We start from the raw sequence: 17,951 nt of genomic DNA on the forward strand, positions 1-17,951 counted from the left end.
GCGGTGTAGGTGATCTGACCGCCTTCGGTGATGGTATCGCTAGCCGTCAGCGTCAAGCCGGTGGCATCGACCGAGTCAGTGATTGTAGTGACCGCAGGTGCAGTGCTTGGCACCAGGTTTTCGAAGTTGCCGCCAGTCGCACCGGTAATCGTGGTGCTGACGGTGCTGCCATTGTTGTAGACGTCGTTGGCCGGAGTATCGACTGCAACACTGCCGGTGGTTTGGCCGGCAGCGATGGTGATGACCGAACCGTTGCTCAAGGTCACGGTCACTGGCGTTTGAGCCGCGTTGGTCAACGTCGCGGTGTAGGTGATCTGCCCACCTTCGGTAATGGTGTCACTGGCGGTCAGTGTCAGGCCGGTAGTGTCAGTGGAGTCGGTGATCGTGGTGACAGCAGGCGTAGTGCTCGGTACCAAATTCTCAAAGTTGCCACCGGTGGCACCGGTAATCGTGGTGCTGACGGTACTGCCGTTGTTGTAAACGTCGTTGGCCGGGGTATCGACTGCAACACTGCCGGTGGTTTGGCCGGCAGCGATGGTGATGACCGAGCCGTTGCTCAAGGTCACTGTCACCGGGGTTTGAGCTGGGTTAGTCAATGTAGCGGTATAGGTAATCTGACCGCCTTCGGTGATGGTGTTGCTAGCGGTCAAGGTTAGACCGGTAGCATCGACCGAATCAGTAATCGTGGTAACGGCGGGCGTGGTGCTCGGCACCAGGTTTTCGAAGTTACCGCCAGTCGCACCGGTGATGGTGGTGCTGACGGTGCTGCCGTTGTTGTAGACATCGTTGGCAGGCGTCTCGACGTTGACGGTGCCGGTGGTTTGACCAGCCGCGATGGTGATGACCGAGCCGTTGCTCAAGGTCACTGTCACCGGGGTTTGAGCTGGGTTAGTCAATGTAGCGGTGTAGGTAATCTGGCCGCCTTCGGTGATGGTGTTGCTAGCGGTCAAAGTCAGGCCGGTGGTATCAGCCGAATCGGTAATCGTGGTGACCGCAGGCGCAGTGCTCGGTACCAGGTTCTCGAAGTTACCGCCGGTTGCGCCAGTAATCGTGGTGCTGACCGTGCTGCCATTGTTGTAGACGTCATTGGTCGGGGTATCGACAGCAACAGTGCCGGTGGTTTGACCAGCCGCGATGGTGATGACCGAGCCATTGCTCAAGGTCACGGTCACCGGCGTTTGAGCCGGATTAGTCAGCGTGGCGGTGTAGGTGATCTGGCCGCCTTCGGTCACGGTGTTGCCCGCCGTCAGGGTGACGGTGGTGGTGTCGATGGTGTCGGTGATCTGAGTCACGGCAGGCGTGGTGGGCAAGGTCACGGCAATGCCGGTACCGCCGGTGGTGCCAGTGACGGTCACGCTGATCTGGCTTGGGTCGTTGTAGACCGTGTCGTTCGGCGCGAGTGGGACGTTGACGCTACCGGTGAGTTGACCCGCCGGGATCACGATGACCGCGCCGTTGGACAAGGTCACGGTCAGGTTGGTCTGCGGGGCCTGGGTCACGGTCGCGGTGTAGACCAGCACGCCGCCAGCCTCGGTCAGGGTCGGCGTGGCGCTCAGGGTCATCGTCGCATTGAGCACGGCGTTGGCGGTCGTATCCGTGGTATCGCCACCGAGGATGTTGTTATCGGTGGCGGCAGCCGCAGCGAGACCTTCCGTTGGGAAGCCGACGGTAGGGTCGACGCTGCCTGCGGTGGCGTCCAGCACCACAAAGCTGTGGCCGCCACCGGCGGCACCACCAGTCCCCGCGGCAGTAGCGCCGGCGGCGGTGGCTTCCAGGGCGGTCGTCGGGTCGACGCCAGCGGCGATGGCTTGCTGCAGTTCTTCTACCGACGGTGCGGCCTGGGCGGTGGCCTGCTCAAGATCGGTGGACGAGTCCGGGGCATTGGCGCTCCACTGAGTGTCGCGGCCCAGGTCCAGGGTGCGGCCATCGGCCAGATCCAATGTGACGGCGCCGGAAGGGCCAGTGTCCAACTGGTCGCCCGTATACAAGCGATCACCTTCAATGAGTACGCGACGGATGCCCTCGGGGGATACGGCGAAAACCTGACCAACAATGCTTTTGACAACGGCAATAACACTGCTCATTGAAGACTCTCCGGGTGCCACGCTCAGTAGACTTCCATGGACCCGGCAGCTTGTAGGCGGCAGCGGTCTGGACGTTCATGTTCACAAAGTAAGGTTATTTGACGCTTTTACATGTCAATATTTTGGCTCTTGTTTTTCAATTATTTTGTTTGTGCCAAACTATTGACCTTATGCCAGCCATCCTAAACAATCATTGGCGTAATGTCACATTGATATTTAAGCGGCGACCTGTTCTTTCGGTGGGTGTTCCAGCTCCTGTTTTGAACTTTCCGACATACGGTCATTCCGGTTGCCATTATCTGATGCAGCGCCACGTTTCGCTGTGATCCAAGACAAGTGTTTCAGGAAGAAATCCCCCATGCGTTCGCCCTTGTTCATGGCTTTACCCTTCGCCCTCGCCGCCAGTTTCGTACAAGCACAAACCTTGCCGCAGGCCATGCAACAGGCGCTGGATGTCCATCCTGAAATCCAGGCCGGTGTGAACAGTCGTCTCGCGGCGGATTACCAACTCAAGGCCGCCAAGGGCGGCTACCTGCCTAGAGTGGACCTTGCCGCCGGCTACGGTCGTGAAGGCACCGACAGCGTCACCACCCGTTCAGGCGGCAACAATCATTGGGAAACCTTGAACCGCAGCGAGTCGAGCCTGCGTCTGTCGCAAATGGTTTTTGACGGTTTTGCGACGTCCAGTGAAGTGGGGCGTCAACAAGCCACCGTCAATGCCCGTGCCTATTCGTTGCTGGACGCTTCCGAGCGCACCGGGTTGACGGTGGCCCAGGTCTACCTGGACGTGCTGACCCGTCGCGAGTTCGTGCGCCTGGCCGAGGAAAACCTCAAGAGCCACGAGCGCATCTTCGACCAGATCAAGCTGCGCACTTCCCGTGGCGTGGGCAGCGGTGCTGACCTGGACCAGGCCGAGGCGCGCATGGCCCAGGCCCGCAACAACCTGATCACCGAACAAACCAACCTGGCCGATGCCGAGACCAACTACCTCAGCGCCGTCGGCCAACTGCCCGATCAACTGGAACGTCCTGCCGACTTTATGGCGCTGTTGCCGGCCAACCTGACCGAAGCCCGTGCCCAGATGCTGGAAAACAGCCCGGTGCTGCGTTCGGCCGAAGCCGACATCGCTGCCGCCGAGCAGCAGTACGAAGCCGCCAAGTCGAGCTTCTACCCACGCTTCGACGCCGAGCTGGGCCGTACCGCCGACAACGACCTGGACGGCCAGAACGGCCACAATAATGAATGGCAAGCCATGCTGCGCATGCGTTTCAACCTGTATGCCGGCGGCAGCAACAAGGCGGACCTGGAATCCAAGTCGTACCTGTCCAACCAGGCCCTGGACATCCGCAACAACGCGCTGCGCCAGTTGAATGAAGAGCTGGGCCTGGCCTGGAACGCCTTGAACAACGCCAACGCCCAGGTGCCGGTCGCCCAGCAATATGTGGATCGCAGCGCCAACGTGCGCACCGCCTACCAGAAACAGTTCAGCCTTGGCGAGCGGACCCTGCTCGACTTGCTCGACAGCGAAAACGAGCTGTTCAGCGCATCCCGGCGCCTGGCGGAAATCAAGAATGTGCAACTGTTCACCCAGTACCGGATCAAGGCAACCATGGGTCAGTTGTTGAAAAGCCAGGGCGTGGTCGCACCGTTGGCATCGGTTGTGCAGAACGACATGAAACCCAAGGTTCAGTTGCCTGGGATGAATTGAGCCTACAACCCGTTTTAATCAGTCAGAGTGCAGAGCGTGGAATCAGAAGTTAGTCCAGTCGAACTCGTTCATGACCCGCGCACGCTGCACGATGACCCGTTGCTGGACGGTCTGCTGGCGCTCTGCATGCTGCATCAGAAGCCGGCCAGCGCGGCGATGCTCACCACCGGCCTGCCGTTGCCCAAGCAACGGCTGAGCGTCGAATTATTGTCGCGTGCCGCCGCCCGTGCCGGTTTGCAAGGCCGGGTGCTGCAACGCAAGCTCGAGCAAATTCCGACCATCGCCATGCCGGCGCTGTTGCTGCTCAAGGACGGTCGCAGCGCCGTGCTGCTGGGCTGGAGCGGCGACGATCAGGCGCGGTTGCTGCTCAGTGAAAGCGATGGTGGTGAGGTTACCGTCAATCGCGAACTGCTGGCCGATGACTACATTGGCAAGGTTTTCTTCGCTCAGCCGCAGCATAAATTTGACGTGAACCACGGCACGCTGATTCCTCGGGCGCGTTCCTGGTTTCGCGACACCCTCAAGCGATCCCGCTGGCTGTACGCCGACGCCATCGCCGCCAGCCTGCTGATCAACATCATCGCCATGGCCGCGCCGCTGTTCGTGATGAACGTCTACGACCGCGTGGTGCCGAACCAGGCCGAATCGACCCTGTGGGTGCTGGCCGTCGGTATCACCGGCGCCTATGTGTTCGACCTGATCCTCAAGATGCTGCGCAGCCTGTGCCTGGACCTGGCCGGCAAGAAAACCGACCTGATCATTTCGGCGACGCTGTTCGAGCGCATCGTCGGCATGGCCATGAAATACCGCCCGGCGCGGGTCGGCAGCTTTGCCCAGAACATTCACGAATTCCAAAGCCTGCGGGACTTCCTCGCCTCGCTGACCCTCACCAGCCTGATCGACCTGCCGTTCACCCTGCTGATCTTCATGGTCATCGCGATTATCGGCGGGCACCTGGTGTGGATCCCGGTGCTGGCGTTCCCGATTGCCCTGTTGATCGGCTATGCCTTGCAGAAGCCTTTGGTAGCGACCATGGAGCGCACCATGGCCCTGGGTGCCGAGCGCCAATCCAGCCTGATCGAAACCCTGGCCGGCCTGGACGCGGTGAAGGTCAACAACGCCGAGAGCGAGCGTCAGTACCAGTGGGAACAGACCATCGGCACCCTCAGCCGCCTCGAACTGCGGGTGAAGATGCTCTCCGGCCTGGCGATGAACATCACCTTGCTGATCCAGCAACTGGCCGGCGTGGTCATGATCGTCTTCGGCGTTTACCTGATCATCGCCGGCAACCTGAGCATGGGTGGGCTGGTTGCCTGCTATATGCTCAGCGGCCGCGCCCTCAGCCCATTGGCTTCGCTGTCGGGCCTGCTGACCCGCTACCAGCAGGCGCGGGTGACCATGACCTCGGTCGACCAGATGATGGAACTGCCCCAGGAGCGAAATTTCGACGAGCGCCCGCTGAGCCGTAAGGTCTTGCAGGGCGCCGTTGAATGCCGTCAGTTGAATTTCACCTACCCGAACCAGCAGAACGCCGCGCTGAAGAACATCAACCTGGTGATCAAGCCGGGCGAGAAAATCGGCATCATCGGCCGCAGCGGTTCGGGCAAGAGTTCCCTGGCCAAGTTGCTGGTGGGCTTGTACCAGCCGGACGACGGCGCGTTGCTGGTGGACGGCGTGGACATCCGCCAGATCGACGTCAGCGAGCTGCGCTACAACATTGGCTACGTGCCCCAGGACATCCAACTGCTGGCCGGCACCCTGCGGGACAACCTGACCTCCGGCGCCCGTTACGTCGAGGACGAACTGGTGCTCCAGGCCGCCGAGCTGGCGGGCGTGCATGAATTCGCCCGCCTGCATCCACAAGGCTATGAACTGCAGGTCGGCGAGCGCGGGCAGAACCTGTCCGGTGGCCAGCGCCAGAACGTCGCCCTGGCCCGCGCATTGCTGCTCAACCCGCCCATCCTGTTGCTGGACGAGCCCACCAGCGCCATGGACAACACCGGTGAAGAACGCCTGAAACAGCGCCTGGCCGCCGTGGTGGAGAACAAGACGGTACTGCTGGTGACGCACCGAGCGTCCTTGCTGTCGCTGGTGGATCGCCTGCTGGTGATCGACCGTGGACAGATTCTCGCCGACGGCCCGAAAGCCGCTGTCATGGAAGCGTTGAAGAAGGGGCAGATCAGTGTTGCTTAAATCCGGTTTGAAGGGTGCCGTGGGCCGCTATTTCAAAGGCTCCGACTCGCTGCACGGGCAACCGCTGCCTGAAGTCAACAAGGCCCTGATCGAAGACGCCCCCCGGGTGGTGCGCCTGACGATCTGGGGGATCATCGGCTTCTTTGTATTCCTCGCGTTGTGGGCCAACTTCGCGGTCATCGACGAAGTGACCAAGGGCGACGGCAAGGCGATTCCCTCGTCCAAGATCCAGAAAATCCAGAACCTGGAGGGTGGGATCGTCGCCGAACTGTTCGTCAAGGAAGGGCAGATCGTCGAGGCCGGCGCGCCGTTGATTCGTTTGGATGACACACGGTTTGTCTCCAACGTCGGCGAAACCGAGGCTGATCGCCTGTCCATGCTGCTGCGGGTCGAACGCCTGAGTGCCGAGGTCGATGATCGGCCGCTGAATTTCCCGGCCGATGTGCTCAAGGCGGTGCCGGGCCAGGCGGCCAGCGAAGAGTCGCTGTACATCAGTCGCCGTCAGCAGTTGCACGATGAAATCGGCGGCTTGCAGGAACAGTTGATCCAACGTCAGCAAGAGCTGCGCGAGTTCGTGTCCAAGCAGGCGCAGTACCGTTCCGGCCTGGCGCTGCAACGCCAGGAAATCAACATGTCCGAGCCGTTGGTGGCCCAGGGCGCGGTATCGCCGGTGGAAGTGCTGCGGCTCAAGCGCGCCGAAGTCGAGACCCGTGGGCAACTGGACGCCACCACGCTGGCGATTCCCCGCGCCGAATCGGCGATCAAGGAAGTGCAGCGCAAGATCGACGAGACTCGCGGCAAATTCCGCAGCGAAGCCCTGACCCAGCTCAACGAAGCCCGCACTGACCTGAACAAGGCCCAAGCCACCGGCAAGGCCCTGGAAGACCGGGTGAGCCGGACCCTGGTGACATCGCCGGTGCGGGGTATCGTCAACAAGTTGCTGGTGAACACCATCGGCGGGGTGATCCAACCTGGCAGCGACCTGGTGGAAATCGTGCCGCTGGACGACACCATCCTGGTGGAAGCGAAAATCCGTCCCCAGGACATCGCCTTCCTGCACCCAGGCCAGAGCGCCACGGTGAAATTCACCGCGTATGACTACACCATCTACGGCGGGCTGAAAGCCAAGCTGGAACAGATCGGTGCCGATACCATCACCGATGAAGACAAGAAAACCACCTACTACATCATCAAGCTGCGCACCGAACGCAGCCACCTGGGCACCGATGACAAACCGCTGCTGATCATTCCGGGCATGGTGGCGTCGGTGGACATCATCACCGGCAAGAAAACCGTGCTCAGCTACCTGCTCAAGCCCATCATCAAGGCCCGGGCCGAGGCGTTGCACGAGCGGTAGCACCCAGGTCTGATTCCCCAAACTGCTGATCTATGGTTTTGGGGACTTGGGCTTGCTTGGAAGCTTTTGTGGCGAGGGGATTTATCCCCGTTGGGCTGCGCAGCAGCCCCCAAACCAGGCAACGCGGTGTGCTAGGAAGATTGAGTTAACTGCTTTAGGGCTGCTGCGCAGCCCAGCGGGGATAAATCCCCTCGCCATAGAATCAAAGCCGCTCCCACAGGTTCTGCCATATAGTTATGCATTTTTAATATTTAAATTAACTTTCTTATACCTTTAAAGTCATCCTCCTGCGTACCTGCCGACCAATCGGCGCGCCGCACGACACAAACCGACACGGGACCTCCGTGAGTTTTTGATCGACGCGCGCCTGTAGAGCGCGCTGTGCGTGGGAGTGATGTATGCCAGCCGTCTCTTATTCTCCAGATTCATCTATCGCGAACATTGCACCGCAGTCGTTCGAAATCCGCCCATTTCGCGATGCCATAGGCGCCGAGATTGTCGGCCTGGACTTGTCCCGGCCGGTCAACGACCAGGACTTCGCCCGCATCCACCGTGCGCACCTGGACTATCACGTCGTGGTGTTCCGCGAGCAGCGCATCACCCCTGAACAACAGATTGCCTTCAGCCGCCGTTTCGGCGTGCTGCAAATCCATGTGCTCAAGCAGTTCCTGCTGGCCGGGCATCCGGAAATCCTCATCGTCTCCAACATCATCGAAAACGGCCAATCCATCGGCCTCGGCGATGCCGGTAAATTCTGGCATTCGGACCTTTCCTATAAAGAACTGCCCAGCCTCGGCTCGATGCTTCACGCCCAGGAACTGCCGAGCGAAGGCGGCGACACGCTGTTCGCCGACATGCACAAGGCCTGGGAGGGCTTGCCCGAAGCCTTGCGTAAAGCCGTGGAGGGCCGCTCGGCGGCGCACTCCTACACGGCGCGCTACAGCGAGACCAAATTCGAAGGCAACTGGCGCCCGACGCTCACGCCGGAGCAATTGGCCCAGGTTGCCGAAGTGGTGCATCCGATCGTGCGCACCCACCCGGAAACCGGGCGCAAGGCGTTGTTCGTCAGCGAAGGCTTCACCACCCGCATCGTCGGCCTGCCGGAGGACGAGAGCAACGCACTGCTGGCCGAGCTGTATGCCCACAGCGTGCTGCCGCAGAACATCTATCGCCATCAATGGCAGCCCCATGACCTGGTGTTCTGGGACAACCGTTCGCTGATCCATCTGGCCGCCGGTTGCCCGAGTCATCTGCGCCGCAAGCTGTATCGCACCACCATCCAGGGCGACGCCCCTTTCTGATCGGCTGCGCAGCGCGCAAAGAGCCCGGAGAATCACCATGTCCAAACGCATTGCTTTTGCACCGCTGGCCGCCGCCATCGGCCTGGGGTTCAGTTTGCTGGCCGGCAGCCTGGTCGCGCCCGCCAGTGCCCACGCCGAGGGCGAGATTCGTATCGCCGAACAATTTGGCATCGTTTACCTGTTGCTGAACGTGGTGCGCGATCAACAACTGATCGAAAAGCACGGCAAGCAGGAGGGCATCGACATCAAGGTCGATTGGACCCAGTTGTCCGGCGGCGCGGCTGTCAACGATGCGTTGCTGTCGGGCTCCATCGACATTGCCGGGGCTGGTGTCGGGCCGTTGTTGACGGTCTGGGACCGTACCCGTGGCAAGCAGAACGTCAAGGCGGTGGCTTCCCTGGGCAACTTTCCCTATTACCTGTTGAGCAACAACCCCAAAATCAAGACCATCGCCGACTTCACCGAGCAGGACCGCATCGCGGTGCCGGCGGTGGGCGTTTCGGTGCAGTCGCGGTTCCTGCAATACGCCGCCGCGAAGCAGTGGGGCGACAAGGATTTCAATCGCCTGGACAAGTACACCCTGGCGGTTCCGCACCCGGACGCCACGGCGGCGTTGATTGCCGGTGGCACCGAGTTGACCGGGCACTTCTCCAACCCGCCGTTCCAGGACCAGGCCCTGCAAAACCCCAACGTCCACGTGGTGCTCAACTCCTATGACGTGCTTGGGCCGAACTCGCCCACGGTGCTGTTCGCCACCGAGAAATTCCGCGATGAAAACCCGAAGACCTACAAGGCATTCGTCGAGGCGTTGACCGAAGCGGCCGAGTTCGCCCAGAAGGACAAGGGCGCGGCGGCGGACACCTACCTGCGAGTGACCAAGGCCAACATTGATCGGGCGACCTTGCTGAAGATCATCGATAACCCGCAGATCGAATTCACCGTCACCCCGAAAAACACCTACCCGCTGGCCGAATTCCTCTACCGCGTCGGCGCGATCAAGAACAAACCCGCGTCATGGGAAGACTATTTCTTCCAGGACGCCAAACCGTTGCAGGGGAGCTGATCGTCATGAACGCGCGTTTGCAAGGCCACGCGGTCAGCAACCCCACTTCTACCGGCACCGCGTTGTTGTCGGTGGATAACGTCAGCCTCGAATACCGCACCCCGCAGCGCGTGGTGCGGGCTACCCACCAGGTGAGTTTCGAAGTCGATCCGGCGGATCGTTTTGTGCTGCTCGGCCCGTCCGGTTGCGGCAAGTCCACCTTGCTCAAGGCCATTGGCGGTTTCATCGCTCCTTGTGAAGGCGAGATTCGTTTGCAAGGCCAAACCGTCAGTGCGCCGGGGCCGGATCGGATTGTGGTGTTCCAGGAATTTGACCAACTGCCGCCCTGGAAGACCGTGAAGCAGAACGTGATGTTCGCGCTGCTGGCGTCGGGCACGCTCAAGCGTCGCGAGGCCGAGGAGCGGGCGCTGCACTACCTCGACAAAGTTGGCCTGGCGGCGTTTGCCGATGCCTATCCCCACACGTTGTCCGGTGGCATGAAGGCCCGGGTCGCGATTGCCCGGGCATTGGCGATGCAGCCGAAAATCCTCTTGATGGACGAACCCTTCGCCGCCCTCGATGCCCTGACCCGGCGCAAGATGCAGGAAGAATTGCTGCTGCTCTGGGAGGAGGTGCGCTTCACCTTGCTGTTCGTCACTCACTCCATCGAAGAGGCGTTGGTGGTGGGCAATCGCATCCTGCTGCTGTCTCCGCACCCGGGACGTGTCCGGGCGGAAGTCCATAGCCATCAATACGATCTGCACAGCCTCGGTGGCGTGGGGTTCCAGCATACGGCGCGGCGGATTCATGGATTGCTGTTCAATGAAGGTCAGCCGCCTGAAACCGAGCGTGAGCTGGATTTCACCGACATCCGTATCGCGTATTAAGGGGAGCGTTTCATGAGCCAGTTATCGCCTGCGCGCGAAGAATACGAAGTTGACCTGCAACCCCTGACCCACGTGCCGCTGGAGCGGGATTTGCCCTTGGGCCAGCGCCTCTGGCAGCAGGGTTGGCTGCGCAAGAGTTTTATCCTGTTCGTGCTGGCGCTGGTGTGGGAGGGCGTGGCGCGTTACCAGAACAACGACCTGTTGCTGCCGAGCTTCTTGCAGACCGCCAATGCGTTGTACGACGGTTTGCTCAGCGGCGAGTTGCTGGGCAAGGTGTGGATTTCCCTGGTGGTGCTGCTCAAAGGCTATTTGCTGGGCATCATCCTGGCGTTTGGCTTGACCACCCTGGCGGTGTCGACGCAATTGGGGCGTGACCTGCTGAGCACCTTGACGTCGATGTTCAATCCGCTGCCGGCCATCGCCCTGTTGCCGCTGGCGCTGTTGTGGTTCGGCCTGGGGCAGAACAGCCTGATTTTCGTGCTGGTGCATTCGGTGCTGTGGGCGCTGGCGTTGAACATGTATGCGGGGTTTCTTAGTGTGTCGGAAACGCTGCGCATGGCCGGGCGCAACTATGGGCTCAAGGGCCTGCGCTTTGTGCTGTTCATCCTGATCCCGGCGGCGCTGCCGTCGATCCTCGCCGGGTTGAAAATCGGCTGGGCTTTCGCCTGGCGTACCCTGATCGCCGCGGAGCTGGTGTTCGGCGCCACCAGCGGCAAGGGTGGCTTGGGTTGGTACATCTTTCAGAATCGTAATGAGCTGTATACCGACAAGGTCTTTGCGGGGTTGGCGGTGGTGATTTTGATTGGGTTGTTGGTGGAGAATTTGGTGTTTGATTCGCTGGAGCGGGTGACGGTGAAGCGTTGGGGGATGCAACGCTAAAAAGCAGTTTGGCTCATCACGGAAAACTGTAATGAGCTAACTGCCGAAACTGGCTGACATTCGCGATTGACGAAGCGAATTCATTTGGTTTTACCCCAGCTACCCGAGCTACCCGAGCTACCCGAGCTACCCGTGGTACCCGTGGTTCGGACAGGTTTTGGTGGAGGGCGGGTAACATCCTTTCTGTATGAATAGCTAAGTGAACTACCAGAACCTCCTGATGAAGAACCACTTGATGAAGAACCACTACCGAAGGGCCTGTCAGAGAGCACGTGAAACGATCTTTTCGTTGCCAGCTCCGTATTTGGCTGGCTAGGTATATTGGCCACCCATTCTCTGAGCTGTCTTGTGAAGTCGTTGAGTTTTTTTATACCCTGACTAATAGGGGGGATTGGCAACTGACCAGTTGTCAATCCCAGAGTAGGGACAACTACATCGTCGAGCTTCTTCACAACCGCCGCGACCGCCGTGGCGGCTATAACCCTCAAGAAGAAGTGGCCCGTCGGATCCGAATTCATCACCGGTTCCCCGTCGCAATACATGTATGCATTCAACCCACCCTTACCAAACGGACTCATACTGTCCGGGCTATGAAAGCGCATCAGTCGTGGGTTGTAGACGCGGTAGCCATTACCCAGAAAGTACCGTTCGGGCATCGTTTCGCGCCGTTCACCGTTGAACCCCAATTGGGACATGACCTCAAGCTGGGCCGAGTGGTGACCGTATGGTGAGTACGCAATGCGATTGGTATTGCCCGCGTCGAGTTCAGCGAGTACCGAGTTTTTGAGATCCACTGCCAGCAACACCGTACGCTGCTGGCTCGGTTTCTCTTGGTCTTTCGGTTTGATTTGAGTCATACGAAGCACTTGTAAGGATGAGGCTGGGAGCTGTTGGCCATAGTTCTACTCTCCTTGCGCAGGTTGGAGAACTATCAGAACTGTTAGTTGTTCCCTCTTTCTGGGTTGTCTGGTTTGACGCCTTCGCGAGCGAGCCCGCTCCCACAGCTTGTCGGCGTTGAGCTCGATATTTCGGTTCTACATAGATCCAGTGTGGGAGCGGGCCTGCTCGCGAAGGCGGTCTTTAAGCCACCACAGGCACATCAGCCCGCCGCTTGCACCTCAAACCGATCCATCGCCCGCTCCACCAGCAAATGCATCCCATCAGCCATCCGACTGATTGCCAGGATCACGCTGCGACGGGTGCCATCGACATCATCGGCCAGGTCGGCGGCGATGGCGCTGATGGACAATAAGTCTTCGGAGGCATTGGCCAGCAGGGTTTCGGTGTCGATGTCCGGGGCGACCATGAAGAGTTGGTCGGTTTGGGTTTTGCCCGAACCTTCATCGGTGGGTTTGGGGTTGAGGTAGTAGTCGAGGACGCGCTCGGCGGTTTCGTCGAACTTCTTTGCTTCCAGGGTTTCGGCGTGGGATTTGACCGAGTTCTGGGGTGGATTCGGAGTGGGTTTAAACATGATGGGTTTCCTCTTTACGGGAGAACCACGTTGGATCGCTGCACGCAATGAAGGGTGGCAGCTATGTACGAGTGTGCAAGACCGGGCAACCCAACCAAACCCCGGCAGACCTCGAGAGTCTCCCGAACACAGCCGCCATAAAACACAGGCACGAATGCACCATAAATGGCCGGAAGCATTATAGGTTGGGTTTTTACCCGGGCTTGCACGCCGTGTCACCGTTTTTTCAGTGACAAACCCAGACTAGCGGTGGGCCCGAAGCCGGACAAGTTCACCAACATCGCCGCAGCTCGAAGGAAATCTCCTAGGACCCTGCTGTAGGTACGCGGTACACAGAACCTGTGGCGAGGGGATTTATCCCCGCTGGGCTGCGCAGCAGCCCCCCAGATGGCTGAAGACCAACAACCTGACACACCGAGGCGGCTGGTTTTAGGGCTGCTACGCAGCCCAGCGGGGATAAATCCCCTCGCCACAACTGTGTTCGGCTTGGGTGCGGGACGCAGGTTTCAAGCGCTCCAGGTGGCAGATTTTATTTATCGCTGCCCAGCCCATTAGCCAAGTAAAGCCCCGTTCATTTCCTTTAGACTGGCCGCCCTCAAGCAAGCCTTCAGGACATGGAATGCCAACCCCTCCCAACACCCTTCGCAAAGCCCTGGTCGTTTGGTTATATGCCGCCGCCCTGATGCATCTGCTTGCCGGCGTTACGCTGACTTGGGCCGGTCATTCGGGCTTGCTCGACGGTTATCTACAGAACATTGAACAGGCTTTCTGGGGCGCCAATACGGTGGTGCCCGCTACGGCCCGAGCGCAGCAAGTCTGGTGGCTGGCCTTGTTCGGCGCCACGTTGCAAAGCTATGGGCTGTACATGCTTGCCCTCGTGCACATAGGCAGTCGTCTGAAGCGCGCCATGCCTTGGGGCTGGTTGATCGCCGGCATCGTGCTCTGGGCGCCCCAGGACATGTTGATCTCTGCCCAGGCCCGGGTCTGGTCGCACCTGTGGCTAGACAGTATCGCATTGCTCGTATTATTGCCGCCGCTGTTCTGGCTCTATCGCCACGACCGCCGCACATCCCTGACTGACAACGCGTCGAGTGATTCAAACCATGCCTGACTTTTCACTGCTGGACTGGGCCATCACGCTGTTGATTGCCCAGGCGATCCTAGGTGCGCTGGATACCCTGTATCACCACGAACTCACCGTTGCCTTGCCCTATCGCCACAGTGCCCGGTTGGAATTGTCCATCCATGCCTTGCGTTCGTGCTTCTACGGGATCCTGTTCCTGGGCATTGCGCATCTGGCCTTCGAAGGCGCGTGGGCGATTGTCATCGCCTTGCTGTTCGCCTTGGAGATCGGCCTGACGCTCTGGGACTTCGTGGTCGAAGACCGGAGCCGCAAGCTGCCGCCCATCGAACGCATCATGCACACGGTGCTGGCGGTCAACGGCGGTGCCTTCTTCGCGTTGTACGGTGTGCAACTGGCGCAGTGGGCGAGTTTGCCCACCGGCCTGAGCGGGATCGACCTGGGCTGGCGCGGTTGGTTGCTGACCTTGTTCGCCATCGGCGTCACGGCTTCGGGGATTCGCGACGGCTTGGCGGCCTTGCGCATGCAACGCGCGGGCAAGCCCGCAAACCCGTTTGCCGGTGGCGGCTACAAGCGCGTGTTGGTCACCGGTGGCACCGGGTTTATCGGCGAAACCCTGGTCAACCAACTGCTCGACGCCGGGCACACGGTCAGTGTATTGGCTCGCGATCCATTGAAGGCGGCCTATCTGTTCGATGGCCGCGCCCGTTGCCTGCGTTCGCTGGGCAAGCTGGGCCATGACGAAACCTTCGATGTGGTGATCAACCTGGCGGGCGCACCGGTTGCCGGCCCACGCTGGAGCCCCAAGCGTCAGGCGCAACTCATCGCCAGCCGGGTCAATACCACCGAGGCATTGATGGCTTGGCTGAACAACGCCCGGCACAAGCCAGCGCTGTGGATTCAAGCTTCTGCCATCGGCTTCTACGGCGTGCGTGATGCCAGTGAAAGTCTCGATGAAAGCGCTGCCCGGGGAGATGGTTTCATGGCCGAACTCTGTGCGCGCTGGGAAGCCTCGGCGTTGCCCGCCACCGAGCTGGGTGTGCGCCAGGTGGTGATGCGCCTGGGCGTGGTATTCGGTCCGGGCGGCGCATTGCTGCCGTTGCTGATTCCATTTCGCCTGGGGTTCGGCGGGCGGATGGGCGATGGTCGGCAGATCATGAGTTGGGTGCACCGCGACGACGTGATTGCCGTCATCGCCCGCGCCTTCGATGACGAAAGCCTGAGCGGCACCTACAACCTGGTGGCGCCAGAAACGGTCAGTCAGGCGCTGTTCGCCGAAAGCGTCGGCAAGGTGCTCAAGCGCCCGGTGTGGTTCCACATTCCCGCCGCGCCGGTGCGCGCCCTGGCCGGCGAAATGGCCCAGTTGTTCTTCGACGGCCAGCGTGTGCTGCCTGGTCGTCTCGTCGAGGCCGGCTATGCATTCCGCTACCCGACACTCGACGCTGCCCTGCGCGACCTGGCCTGAGGAGCATCCATGAGCAAGCCGCGGATGTACCTGCTGGCCGGCAACGGTAGCGCCGCCGATTGGTGGGATGACGCGTTGCCGCACTTTGAACGCTACGACGTGGTGCCGCTGGAGTTGCCGGGCTTTGGCAACAACCCCCAAGCCCCTTGTGAAGACCTTGCGGCCTACGCCCAAGCGTTGCTGGCGGCTACGGTCAAGGGCAGCGCGATCATGGCGGTCGGGGTCAACGCGTTGCTGGTGTTGCACGCTTTGCAGCGTCAGCCAGGGCACTTTTGCCGCAGCGTGTTACTGGCGCCGGTGGGCGCGTTTTTGTGGCAGCGGCGGTTGCCGGCGTTGATGTCGCCACTGCCGATTCGCAAGACCATTCACTGGCTGCTTTCGAACAAGCCGACGCTGTTTGCCCACAAGTTCTCCCGCCTGACCTGGACGCCCGCTCAGTACCAACGCATGGGCGCTGGATACGCCCGTTGTCGCGCTTTTGTGCCGCACTGGGATCTGGTGCGGGCGAACACCGCGTTGCCGTTGCTGGAGTGGATCACCGACCCGGTCGAATTGGTCTGGGGCGATCAGGACAAGGTACTGGGCGTCGCGCAGGCGGCGGCATGGTCGGCCATTCTCGCCCGTGCCGATTTGACCATCAGCCTGAAACCCGGTTGGGGCCATTACCCATGGATCGACTCACCGGCTGAATTCGCCGCGTGGCTGGAGTCCGGCGAGCGAGGGTTTGTCGCGCATACCAAAGGAGGCCGTTTGCGCCTGGCGGCACTGGCTGGGCAGCCGGTGCCTGCGGCGCTGTCGCTCAACGATTGCGATGATCCGCGCTTGCCAAAATTTCTGGAGAGCCAACCGCATGCTATCTGGGCAGTACGCTCCTCCAGTTACGGGGAGGATCAAGCCGATGCGGCCAACGCGGGCTTGAGCACCACGTTCCTGCGGGAACCGACATCCAACGTGCCGGCGCGCATCGCCGAGTTGAGTGCGGCAGGTGTCGAGGAAGTGGTGGTGCAGCGCTTCATCGCGCCACGGCTGTCCGGGATTGCCTTCGTGCGTCACTTGTCGGTCGAACTGGAATGGGTCGAAGGTCACCTGGAGTCCTTGGCAGACGGTCACGTGAGCCCCGAGAGGGCGATCATTTCCCGTCTCGGCGAGTCATGGAACAGCGGTGCATTCAAGCCAGCCCATGGCCTCACCGCCGAAGCGCTGTGGCGGTTTCTCCAAGACGTATTGCGGGTCTTTCACTACGTGCCCGGCGACGTCGAATGGGCCTGGGACGGCACGCAACTCTGGCTGCTGCAGTACCGGCCGATCAGCGACTACGGCTGGCGCCGCCACCTGACCGCCGCCAACATCGCCGAGATCCTGCCGCCGCAGCCCAGCGTGTTGGTGGAGTACGCCCAGCGCCGCGCGGCGGCGAGCATCCCGGCGATCATGGCTCGTTGGGACTCAAGGGTGTTGCAGGACAACGAGCCGTTCACGGCGGTGTTTGCCGGTGCTTCGTATATCAACAACGATCTGTTTCTCGCCCGGTTGGCCGACTGGGGCATCAGCGCCAGCAGCTACGCCGGTGAGGTCGGTGGCGCCACCCCGCATTTACCTTGGCGGCCCCTGCGGCTGCTGCGTTCGCTGCCATTGTTCCTGCGTATGCAGCGTATTGCGCGTGGCCATTTGCTGACGCTGGAAAACGGCTTGCAACGCTTCGACCAAGAGTTGCACGAACTGACCGCCCAAGGCGCTGACGGCCAACAACTGGCTGACTGGTTCACCCGGTTCTATGTGTTCGTGGTGCAGGGCAACCTGTGCATTGCGACCGCGTTGGCCAGCAGCGGCGGCGACCTGTTGGGACGACCGCCGACCGCCTATGACAACCTTGAACACAGCCCCCATCGACTACCGTGGGAAACCGACCCGGCGACGCCACGCCCGGCCCCGACCGAGCTGCCACTGCAGGTATTCCCCCAATGGCCCCTGGCGATTCGCCTGGCTCACGGCGCGGGTCTGCCGGGGTTGCGCGGTTACTACCTGCAAGTACGCGAATGGTATCGCGACAACCTGATGCGAATCTTCTTTCGCCTGCACCACGCCATGCCGTTAGCCGATCGGGCGCATTGGTTCGCGCCGCACCCGGACATTCGCAGCCGCGACGGCAGCTTCTGGCAGGACGGTCGTGAAGGCACCGAGCAGGCAAGCGGCTTCCTGATCTACCCGGGTCAGGCCCAAGGCATTTTGGGCGAGGACATTCTGCTGGAAGACACCCTCGACCCTGGCCGTCATGCCCACTATCAACACGCCCGGGCAGTGATTGCGCGCATGGGCGGGCGCTTGTCCCACGGCTCGACGCTACTGCGTGAACTGCGCAAACCTTCGGCGGTATTGCCTCAGGTTGATGTGGCCTGGTTGGGGCGTGAGGTGGTGTATTGCGATGGTGAGTTGAGGTTGGTGGAGTAGGCCTGTGCGATGTCTGTCGATCACAGAACCTGTGGCGA

General features: G+C 60.9%; 14 protein-coding genes. 10 read left to right on the forward strand and 4 right to left on the reverse strand.

Annotation, left to right across the window (positions count from 1 at the left end):
* Both AC30D9_RS13550 and AC30D9_RS13555 read right to left on the reverse strand, forming a co-directional pair.
* On the reverse strand, window positions 1–2,084 hold a 2,084-nt coding region (locus tag AC30D9_RS13550), incomplete at its 3' end, for a retention module-containing protein (RefSeq protein WP_490144203.1).
* A 216-nt stretch (window positions 2,085–2,300) separates the two neighbouring features.
* Complete coding sequence (locus tag AC30D9_RS13555) at window positions 2,301–2,462, reverse strand: hypothetical protein (RefSeq protein ID WP_167659292.1); 162 nt, start codon at window positions 2,460–2,462, stop codon at window positions 2,301–2,303.
* On the opposite strand from AC30D9_RS13555, the gene AC30D9_RS13560 reads away from it, so the two are divergent.
* The 7 genes from AC30D9_RS13560 (at window position 2,443) to AC30D9_RS13590 (ending at window position 11,451) form a co-directional block, all read left to right on the forward strand.
* On the forward strand, window positions 2,443–3,792 hold the full coding sequence (locus AC30D9_RS13560) for a TolC family outer membrane protein (protein ID WP_134922355.1): 1,350 nt from the start codon (window positions 2,443–2,445) through the stop codon (window positions 3,790–3,792). The two genes, AC30D9_RS13555 and AC30D9_RS13560, sit on opposite strands and share 20 nt — an antisense overlap.
* Before the next feature lie 36 nt (window positions 3,793–3,828).
* A complete protein-coding gene (locus tag AC30D9_RS13565) occupies window positions 3,829–5,985 on the forward strand; it encodes a type I secretion system permease/ATPase (RefSeq protein WP_134922356.1) in 2,157 nt (718 codons plus the stop codon).
* Window positions 5,975–7,342: an HlyD family type I secretion periplasmic adaptor subunit gene (locus AC30D9_RS13570; RefSeq protein ID WP_134922357.1), complete on the forward strand. Its 1,368-nt coding sequence runs from the start codon at window positions 5,975–5,977 to the stop codon at window positions 7,340–7,342. Before AC30D9_RS13565 ends, AC30D9_RS13570 begins: the two co-directional genes overlap by 11 nt.
* A gap of 398 nt (window positions 7,343–7,740) precedes the next feature.
* Entirely contained in the window at window positions 7,741–8,643 is a 903-nt protein-coding gene (locus AC30D9_RS13575; RefSeq protein ID WP_134922359.1) for a TauD/TfdA dioxygenase family protein, read from the forward strand.
* Window positions 8,644–8,680: 37 nt separating this feature from the next.
* Window positions 8,681–9,706, forward strand: a complete 1,026-nt coding sequence (locus tag AC30D9_RS13580) for an ABC transporter substrate-binding protein (RefSeq protein WP_307573270.1) — start codon at window positions 8,681–8,683, stop codon at window positions 9,704–9,706.
* 5 nt (window positions 9,707–9,711) lie between these two features.
* Window positions 9,712–10,572: an ABC transporter ATP-binding protein gene (locus tag AC30D9_RS13585; RefSeq protein WP_490144204.1), complete on the forward strand. Its 861-nt coding sequence runs from the start codon at window positions 9,712–9,714 to the stop codon at window positions 10,570–10,572.
* 12 nt (window positions 10,573–10,584) lie between these two features.
* Window positions 10,585–11,451: an ABC transporter permease gene (locus AC30D9_RS13590; RefSeq protein ID WP_307573272.1), complete on the forward strand. Its 867-nt coding sequence runs from the start codon at window positions 10,585–10,587 to the stop codon at window positions 11,449–11,451.
* Between the two features lie 80 nt (window positions 11,452–11,531).
* Here the strand turns inward: AC30D9_RS13590 and AC30D9_RS13595 are convergent, their stop codons facing one another.
* The gene (locus tag AC30D9_RS13595; RefSeq protein ID WP_490144205.1) at window positions 11,532–12,308 is read right to left on the reverse strand and encodes an RHS repeat-associated core domain-containing protein; all 777 of its coding nucleotides are present in this window, start codon (window positions 12,306–12,308) and stop codon (window positions 11,532–11,534) included.
* A gap of 242 nt (window positions 12,309–12,550) precedes the next feature.
* Window positions 12,551–12,922, reverse strand: a complete 372-nt coding sequence (locus AC30D9_RS13600; RefSeq protein ID WP_490144206.1) for a DUF6124 family protein — start codon at window positions 12,920–12,922, stop codon at window positions 12,551–12,553.
* Window positions 12,923–13,541: 619 nt separating this feature from the next.
* Between AC30D9_RS13600 and AC30D9_RS13605 the strand changes: the two genes are divergently transcribed.
* The 3 genes from AC30D9_RS13605 to AC30D9_RS13615 are packed head-to-tail and all read left to right on the forward strand — an operon-like array spanning window position 13,542 to window position 17,913.
* Window positions 13,542–14,033, forward strand: coding sequence for a cell division protein (locus tag AC30D9_RS13605; RefSeq protein WP_490144207.1), 492 nt, complete (start codon window positions 13,542–13,544; stop codon window positions 14,031–14,033).
* Window positions 14,026–15,468, forward strand: a complete 1,443-nt coding sequence (locus AC30D9_RS13610) for a TIGR01777 family oxidoreductase (protein WP_490144208.1) — start codon at window positions 14,026–14,028, stop codon at window positions 15,466–15,468. Before AC30D9_RS13605 ends, AC30D9_RS13610 begins: the two co-directional genes overlap by 8 nt.
* 9 nt (window positions 15,469–15,477) lie before the next feature.
* The gene (locus AC30D9_RS13615) at window positions 15,478–17,913 is read left to right on the forward strand and encodes a PEP-utilizing enzyme (protein WP_490144209.1); all 2,436 of its coding nucleotides are present in this window, start codon (window positions 15,478–15,480) and stop codon (window positions 17,911–17,913) included.
* The last annotated feature ends 38 nt before the right edge of the window (window positions 17,914–17,951 follow it).

The organism is Pseudomonas sp. DF11 (assembly GCF_058148565.1).

Bases quoted from the DNA above. Each gene is read 5' to 3' on its own strand.
- AC30D9_RS13560 (WP_134922355.1), top strand. From the start codon at position 2,443: ATGCGTTCGCCCTTGTTCATGGCTTTACCCTTCGCCCTCGCCGCCAGT.
- AC30D9_RS13555 (WP_167659292.1), bottom strand. From the start codon at position 2,462: ATGAACAAGGGCGAACGCATGGGGGATTTCTTCCTGAAACACTTGTCT.
- AC30D9_RS13575 (WP_134922359.1), top strand. From the start codon at position 7,741: ATGCCAGCCGTCTCTTATTCTCCAGATTCATCTATCGCGAACATTGCA.
- AC30D9_RS13580 (WP_307573270.1), top strand. From the start codon at position 8,681: ATGTCCAAACGCATTGCTTTTGCACCGCTGGCCGCCGCCATCGGCCTG.
- AC30D9_RS13585 (WP_490144204.1), top strand. From the start codon at position 9,712: ATGAACGCGCGTTTGCAAGGCCACGCGGTCAGCAACCCCACTTCTACC.
- AC30D9_RS13590 (WP_307573272.1), top strand. From the start codon at position 10,585: ATGAGCCAGTTATCGCCTGCGCGCGAAGAATACGAAGTTGACCTGCAA.
- AC30D9_RS13595 (WP_490144205.1), bottom strand. From the start codon at position 12,308: ATGACTCAAATCAAACCGAAAGACCAAGAGAAACCGAGCCAGCAGCGT.
- AC30D9_RS13600 (WP_490144206.1), bottom strand. From the start codon at position 12,922: ATGTTTAAACCCACTCCGAATCCACCCCAGAACTCGGTCAAATCCCAC.
- AC30D9_RS13605 (WP_490144207.1), top strand. From the start codon at position 13,542: ATGCCAACCCCTCCCAACACCCTTCGCAAAGCCCTGGTCGTTTGGTTA.
- AC30D9_RS13610 (WP_490144208.1), top strand. From the start codon at position 14,026: ATGCCTGACTTTTCACTGCTGGACTGGGCCATCACGCTGTTGATTGCC.
- AC30D9_RS13615 (WP_490144209.1), top strand. From the start codon at position 15,478: ATGAGCAAGCCGCGGATGTACCTGCTGGCCGGCAACGGTAGCGCCGCC.